We start from the raw sequence: 6,685 nt of genomic DNA on the forward strand, positions 1-6,685 counted from the left end.
CCCGTCGACCCTCGCGGACGAGGTGGTTGACGGTGTCATGGATCATGGCGAGGTTCTCCGCGCTGGTGGTGCGCAGCGCGCGCTCGACGTGCCGGCGCCCCATCCGGGGCGGGCCGCCGTGACCGTCAGGTCGCCGCTTGGCGTGACCGCGCAGATCGATGGCAATCGTTTGACGTATGACGTATCACCCGCTAATTTTCACCCCGCGGGCCACCCGGCCACCGGGAGCCAGGACGTCGTACCGCGCAGTTCGGCGCGGCCTGCCACGAAGCCCGGATCGTGGCATCGCCATCGAGGTACGCCGTTGGCCGCGGGTTGCCCGCACACAACACCCCAGACGTGCTGACGCCACCACCAGGACGCCGGTACGCACGCCACGGCACGCGCGGGCGCTCCCGCTCGTGGGTGACCCCGATCGAAGGAGTGGACCATGAAAGCCCTCGTAGAGGCTCGTCCCGCCTCTCGGCACAGATCTCGCTGGCGCTCAGGGTTGGCCGCGGCGGCGGCCACGGCCATGGCAGCCAGCGCACTCGTCGCGGTCAACGCGGCGCCCGCGGCGGCAGCGACAGTGGACACCAACGCCTCCTACGTGCTGGTGAACCGCAACAGCGGCAAGGCGCTGGACCTGTACGCCTCGGCCACGAACGACGGGGCGCGGATCAGCCAGTGGACGCGCAACAACGGCCTCAACCAGCAGTGGCAGTTCGTGGACTCCGGGGGTGGCTACTACCGGATCAAGTCGCGGCTCTCGGGCAAGGTGCTCGACGTCAGTGGTTTCTCCACCGCTGACGGCGGCGCCATCGTGCAGTGGTCCGACCTCAACGGGACGAACCAGCAGTTCCGGTTGGCCGACTCGGACGGCGGCTACGTTCGGCTGATCAACCGCAACAGCAACAAGGCGGTCGAGGTGCAGGGCTCCTCCACCGCCGACGGCGGAAACATCGTCCAGTACGCCGACTGGGGCGGCACCAACCAGCAGTGGCAGCTCGTCGCCGTCGGCGGTGGCACCACCCCTCCACCGTCGGGTGGCAGCGGGTGCGGCAAGGCCCCGACGCTGGCCAGCGGCACGCACACGATCCAGAGCAACGGCAAGAGTCGGACCTTCATCCTCCGGGTGCCCGCCAACTACAACAACAGCAACCCCTACCGGCTGATCTTCGCCTTCCACTGGCGGGGCGGCACCATGCAGGAGATCTCCTCCGGCGGCACCAGCGGGACCGCCTGGTCCTACTACGGGCAGCAGGAGCAGTCGAACAACAGCGCCATCCTGGTGGCGCCCCAGGGGTTCGGCAACGGCTGGGGCAACTCCGGCGGTGAGGACATCACCTTCGTCGACGACATGATCAGCCGGATCGAGAGCAGCCTCTGCGTCAACCCGAGGCAGCGGTTCGCGCTCGGCTTCAGTTGGGGTGGCGGCATGAGCTACGCCGTCGCCTGCGCCCGAGCCAACGTCTTCCGGGCCGTCGCGGTCATCTCCGGCGCGCAGATCAGCGGGTGCAGCGGCGGTACGCAGCCGATCGCGTACTTCGGGCTGCACGGCATCACGGACAACGTCCTGAACATCTCCCAGGGCAGGGCGCTGCGCGACACCTTCGTCCGCAACAACGGTTGCACCGCGCAGAGCCCGCGCGAGCCGGCCGGCGGCAGCCGCACCCACATCACCACTGTCTACTCCGGCTGCAGGTCCGGGTACCCGGTGCAGTGGGCCGCGTACGACAACGGCCACATGCCCGGCCCGGTGGACGGCACCTACGCCGAGAGCGGCATCACGACCTGGACCAAGGGTGAGATCTGGAGGTTCTTCGCCCAGTTCTCGTGACTCTTGTCGGCCTCAGCTGGCGGCGCCTGCTCCCGTTCCTCGGGGCGGGCGCCGTCCGTTGCCCGTGACGATCAGCGTTCGAGGCGGTCGGGGCTCCCCGAGCCACTGCGGCGGACCAGCCAGGCCTCGGTGATGTGGGTGAACATCGCCTCGGCGGCGCCGTTCGAGTCGTGGGCGGCGATGCGCTCGTAGATGCGTCGGTGACCCTGGTTGGACGCCACGCACAGCGCCCGCTCGGTCCGGCCCATGTAGCGGGCGGTGTTGATGACCTGGCTCTCCAGCGCCCGTACGACGCCCCGAGCGATGCGGTTGCCGGATGCCTGCATGATCGTGTCGTGGAAGGCCCGGTCGTGGTCGTGGTAGGTGACGTGGTCGTCGACGAGTTCGTCCATCCGGTCCACCATGGCCCGCAGCCGATCGACGGTCTCGGCGTCGGCGTGGCGGGCGGCGACGTTCGCCATGTCGGACTCCAGCACCCGCCGGGTGACGACCAGGTCGTCGAGGATGGCGAGGCTGTCGTCCACCGCGATGGTCGCCGCGAGGACCAGCTCGTCGAGCATGTCCCAGTGTGCCGGTGGGGTCACCATGGTGCCGGCGCCCTGGCGAACCTGCACCAGCCCCTTCTCCTGAAGGATCTTCACTGCTTCCCGGACGACGGTCCGGCTCACGCCGAAGGTCTCGCAGAGGATCGGCTCGGGGGGTAGGGACGACCCGGACGGGTGTACGCCGCGGACAATGCGCTCCACCAGTTCGGCGGTGACCGCCCTGGCGAGGTTGGTCGGCCGACGCACCCATGCCGGGGTCCCCGGGCTGTTCAGGGCTGTTTCCTGCGGTGGCGTCATGTCCCCCTCCGATGGCTCGCCGTGGCACGACGTCCGGATCAGTGTACGGCCGACCGTTGACGTAACACGTCATACGAGTTACCTTCCGGTCAACATTTGGCTAGCGGGGCACCCGCCGGCCACCCCCCATATAGAGGTGACAACTGATGAGACAGCGCGCAATATGGTCGGCCGTCCTCGTTGTGGGCCTGGCCCTGGCCGGTTGTGGAAGTGCTAGCGATTCGGGCAAATCGACCAGCTCCGATGGCAAGTTGGTCGTGTGGGACTGGAAATCCGGCGAACCATTCGCCAAATCCTATCTGGACAAGGCGAAGGCCGACTTCAAGAAGAAGCACGCCGACGTCGAGGTCGAGTTCGTCGCGCAGCCGTTCGACCAGTACTACACCCTGCTCGGCGCGGCGATCCAGTCCGGCAAGGGCCCCGACGTCATGATGTTCAACGGCGGTGGCCAGATCCGCGACCGGGTGGACGCGTTGGTGCCGATCACCGACTACGTCGCCGAGGACAAGCAGCGGCTGGCCGGATGGGACGCGTTCACCAAGGACGGCAAGGTCTACGGCAGCCCGGTGACGCTGCAGGGCTACCCGATCTACTACAACAAGGAGATCTACCGGAAGGCCGGCCTCGACCCGGCCAGCCCGGCCACCACCTGGGACAAGTTCGTCGCGGACTGCGCCGCCATCGCCAAGGCCAGCTCCAAGTGCTTCGCCCTCGGCAACAAGGAAGGCGTCGGCATCCAGTTCTGGCTCTCCAGCATGGGGTCGGTGACCCTCACCGCCGCGGAGTACGACGCCTGGATCACCGGCAAGCGCGACTGGACCTCGCCCAACGTGAAGCGGATCTTCGAGCTCTGGAAGGAGACCGGAGTCAAGAAGATGAACACGGACGGGGCCAACTCGACCGCGATGTTCAACGACTCCTTCGCAGCCTTCCAGTCCGGCAAGGCCGCCCACGTCATGGGCCTCATGTCCGACGTCGGGCACTGGAAGTCCTTCAACGAGTTCCTCACCGCGGAGAAGCTCGGCGTCATGAAGGCCCCGGTCGTCACCGCCGGCACCACTCCGAGCCTGCCGTACGACGGTGGCATCGGCTACGCCGTGGCCAAGTGGACGAAGGACCCGAAGGTGGCCGCCGACCTGGTGCGCTCCCTGACCGCGGCCGACGCGTTGAAGGCGTTCTACGCTGACGCCGGCGCGATCGCCGCCGACATCACGATCGACGTCTCGCAGGCCGGCCCGGCCGCCTCCACGATCGTCGCCGAGCTGAAGACCGGCAAGCCGGCTCTGCACGTCGCGCTCGACTCGAAGACGATCGACCTGATGGGGCGCCTCTCCCAGCAGCTGCTCAGCGGTTCGATCACCGTCGACGAGGTGGTGAAGCAGTTGGCCGCTTCCGACCAGGCGGGCTGACCTCGTGCCGATCGGAAACACGCAACCGTCGGTCCGCCTGGCTTCGGCCGGGCGGGCCGGCGGCCCGGCGGCCACCTCCCCCGCGCACCGCGGTGGCACCCGTCCCCGTCGCACCCGTGGCGGCCTGGGGGCCGAGCGCTATGCCCCTTACATACTGGTCGCTCCGGCCGTCCTGATCATCGTGGCGCTGCGGCTCTACCCGCTGATCCTCGGGGTCAACTTCTCCTTCACCGGCGACGGTGACCGGAACGGAGAAGCGGTCGGGTTCGGCAACTACCAGGAACTGTTCGCTGATCCGCTGTTCCGCACCGCGCTGGGCAACGTCGGCCTGTTGGTGTTGCTGCTTCCGGTGGCGGTGGCGATCCCCGGTCTCCTCGCCACGTTCATCTTCCTCCGCGTGCCGGGCCACCGCTTCTACCGCAGCGTCTACTTCTTTCCGGCGGTGCTCTCGCCGGTCATCGTCGGGGCGATCTTCAACCTGCTGCTCGCCTTCGATGGCCCCCTGAACGCGGTGCTCGGGTCGATCGGTGTCGGTCCGGTGGACTGGCTCGGGGACCCGGACGTCGCGATGTTCATGGTGGTGGGCGTGCACATCTGGGCCACCTTCGGGATGGCACTGGTGGTGTTCCTCGCCGGCTTCGCCACGCTGGACGCCGCGCTGCTGGACGCCGCCCGGGTGGACGGCGCGTCGCTGCGCCAGGTCGTCTGGCACGTGATCATCCCGAGCCTCGCCCGGACCATCCAGTTCGTCTTCGTGACCACGATGATCGGGATGCTGACCTCGATGTTCGGGCTGCTCTTCGTGATGACCAGCGGCGGCCCGGAGGGCTCGACGTACCTGCCGGAGTACTACATCTGGATCCAGCAGGGCCAGATGAACCGCCCGGCTCTCGCGTCCGCCGCGTCCACGATCCTCTTCGCGATCATGCTCGTGGTGGGAATGTTGCAGATCAAACTGCTCGAACGATCGGGAAAGGTGGACTGATGCCCCGCGTCCGACTGGGACGGTGGATGATCGCCATCCCGATGTCACTGCTCGCGGTGGCGACGATCTACCCCCTGCTCTTCACCGCGAACGTCGCGTTGAAGACCCGCCGGGACTACATCCTGGACCGGTTCGGCCTGACCAGCACTCTGCAATGGGAGAACATCAGCACGGCGTGGACCAGCGTCGGAATGGGCCGCTACTTCGTCAACTCGCTGGTCGTGGTGACGTCGTCGGTGCTGCTGCTGCTCCTGCTCGGGTCGATGGCCGGCTTCGCGCTGAGCCAGTTGCGTTTCCGTGGCTCGTCGGCGTTGTTCCTGGGCTGCCTCGCGGGGCTCTTCATCCCGTTCCAGGTCATCATGGTGCCGCTCGCCCGGATCATGGCCGACACCGCGCTGATCGACACGTACCCGGGTCTGATCCTCGTCTACGTGGCCCAGTTCCTGCCCTTCACCGTCTTCCTGATGACGAGCTACTACAAGGGCATCCCACCGGAGATCGTCGACGCCGCCCGGATCGACGGCAACACCGTGTACGGCGTGTATCGCCGGATCATGCTGCCACTGGGCACCCCGGCGCTGCTGTCGGTCGGCATCCTCAACGCCCTGTTCTGCTGGAACGACGTCCTCATGGCGTTGGTGATGATGCCCTCGGCGGAGAACCGGACGCTCATGATCGGGGTGACCTCGTTGCGAGGGCAGTACAGCGACAACATCCCCACCTTCGCGTCCGGGGTGCTGATCGCCGCCATACCCGTCCTATTGGTCTACCTGTTCCTCCAGCGCCAAATTGCCGACGGCGTCGCCGCCGGTTCCACGAAGGGTTGACATGCGGATCACGGGATATCGGACGCTCACCACGGTCCAGGAATGGGGGCGCCCCGTCGGCGACGCCAACGGCGTGTTCTCCGACGGGGTGGTCCCGGTCTCGATCGTCCTCGTCGATACCGACGAGGGCATCACGGGCGTCGGCCTCGGGCCGCACGTCGAGATCGAGCGGATCTTTCCAGCCATCGAGGGCGAAGACCCCCGTGCCGTGACGTCCCTGTACGACCGCATGTTGCGGCACACCTTCAAGGCCGGCCACGCCGGCCCGGTGTTCGGCACCATCGGCGCTCTGGACACCGCGCTGTGGGACATCAAGGCGCAGGCCGCCGGCGAGCCGCTGTGGCGACTGCTGGGCGGACGGGACCGGCGGGTCACCGCCTACGCCTCCGGCCTGGACATCGGGCTCACCGACGACGAACTCGTGGCCGAGTACGAGGTCTACGCGAGCCACGGCCTTCGGGCGGCAAAGCTCAAGGGCGGCCTCGACATCGAGCGCGATCGACACCGACTCAGCCTGGTCAGAGAGGTTCTGACCGAGGCCGGGCACGGCCGGCGGCCCGGCCTGATGCTCGACGTCAACGAGGCGTGGACCCGCAAGCAGGCCGTCCGACACGTCTGCGAGCTGGAACGCACCCTGGACCTCATCTGGATCGAGGAGCCGGTCCGGCGCTGGGACGCCGAGGGTCTCGCCGCGGTCAGCCGAGGGGTGTCCGCGTCGGTCGCCACCGGTGAGAACCTGACCGGGCTCGAACCCACCCGCAGGAATGCGCTTTCCCTCCCTCTCTTGGATACGCAAAAACGCC

6 protein-coding genes are annotated in these 6,685 nt (G+C 67.7%); 5 read left to right on the forward strand and 1 reads right to left on the reverse strand.

The window, feature by feature from the left end; translation table 11 throughout:
* Nucleotides 1–430: 430 nt before the first annotated feature.
* Nucleotides 431–1,819 carry an RICIN domain-containing protein gene (locus ABZ749_RS26015; RefSeq protein WP_357232322.1) on the forward strand — a complete coding sequence of 463 codons (1,389 nt, stop codon included), beginning with the start codon at nt 431–433 and terminating at the stop codon, nt 1,817–1,819.
* A gap of 71 nt (nt 1,820–1,890) precedes the next feature.
* On the opposite strand, the gene ABZ749_RS26020 is transcribed toward ABZ749_RS26015, so the two are convergent.
* Nucleotides 1,891–2,661, reverse strand: a complete 771-nt coding sequence (locus ABZ749_RS26020) for a FadR/GntR family transcriptional regulator (protein ID WP_357232325.1) — start codon at nt 2,659–2,661, stop codon at nt 1,891–1,893.
* 257 nt (nt 2,662–2,918) lie between these two features.
* Between ABZ749_RS26020 and ABZ749_RS26025 the strand changes: the two genes are divergently transcribed.
* The 4 genes from ABZ749_RS26025 to ABZ749_RS26040 all read left to right on the forward strand — a co-directional run.
* Nucleotides 2,919–4,070 carry an extracellular solute-binding protein gene (locus tag ABZ749_RS26025; RefSeq protein WP_357232337.1) on the forward strand — a complete coding sequence of 384 codons (1,152 nt, stop codon included), beginning with the start codon at nt 2,919–2,921 and terminating at the stop codon, nt 4,068–4,070.
* Between the two features lie 4 nt (nt 4,071–4,074).
* Entirely contained in the window at nt 4,075–5,055 is a 981-nt protein-coding gene (locus ABZ749_RS26030) for a sugar ABC transporter permease (RefSeq protein ID WP_357232328.1), read from the forward strand.
* Nucleotides 5,055–5,882, forward strand: coding sequence for a carbohydrate ABC transporter permease (locus ABZ749_RS26035; protein ID WP_357232331.1), 828 nt, complete (start codon nt 5,055–5,057; stop codon nt 5,880–5,882). Before ABZ749_RS26030 ends, ABZ749_RS26035 begins: the two co-directional genes overlap by 1 nt.
* A gap of 1 nt (nt 5,883) precedes the next feature.
* Nucleotides 5,884–6,685, forward strand: an 802-nt coding sequence (locus ABZ749_RS26040; protein ID WP_357232334.1) for an enolase C-terminal domain-like protein, incomplete at its 3' end; no start/stop codon positions are given.

Source organism: Micromonospora sp. NPDC047753 (assembly GCF_040642735.1).
Taxonomy (GTDB): Bacteria; Actinomycetota; Actinomycetes; order Mycobacteriales; family Micromonosporaceae; genus Micromonospora.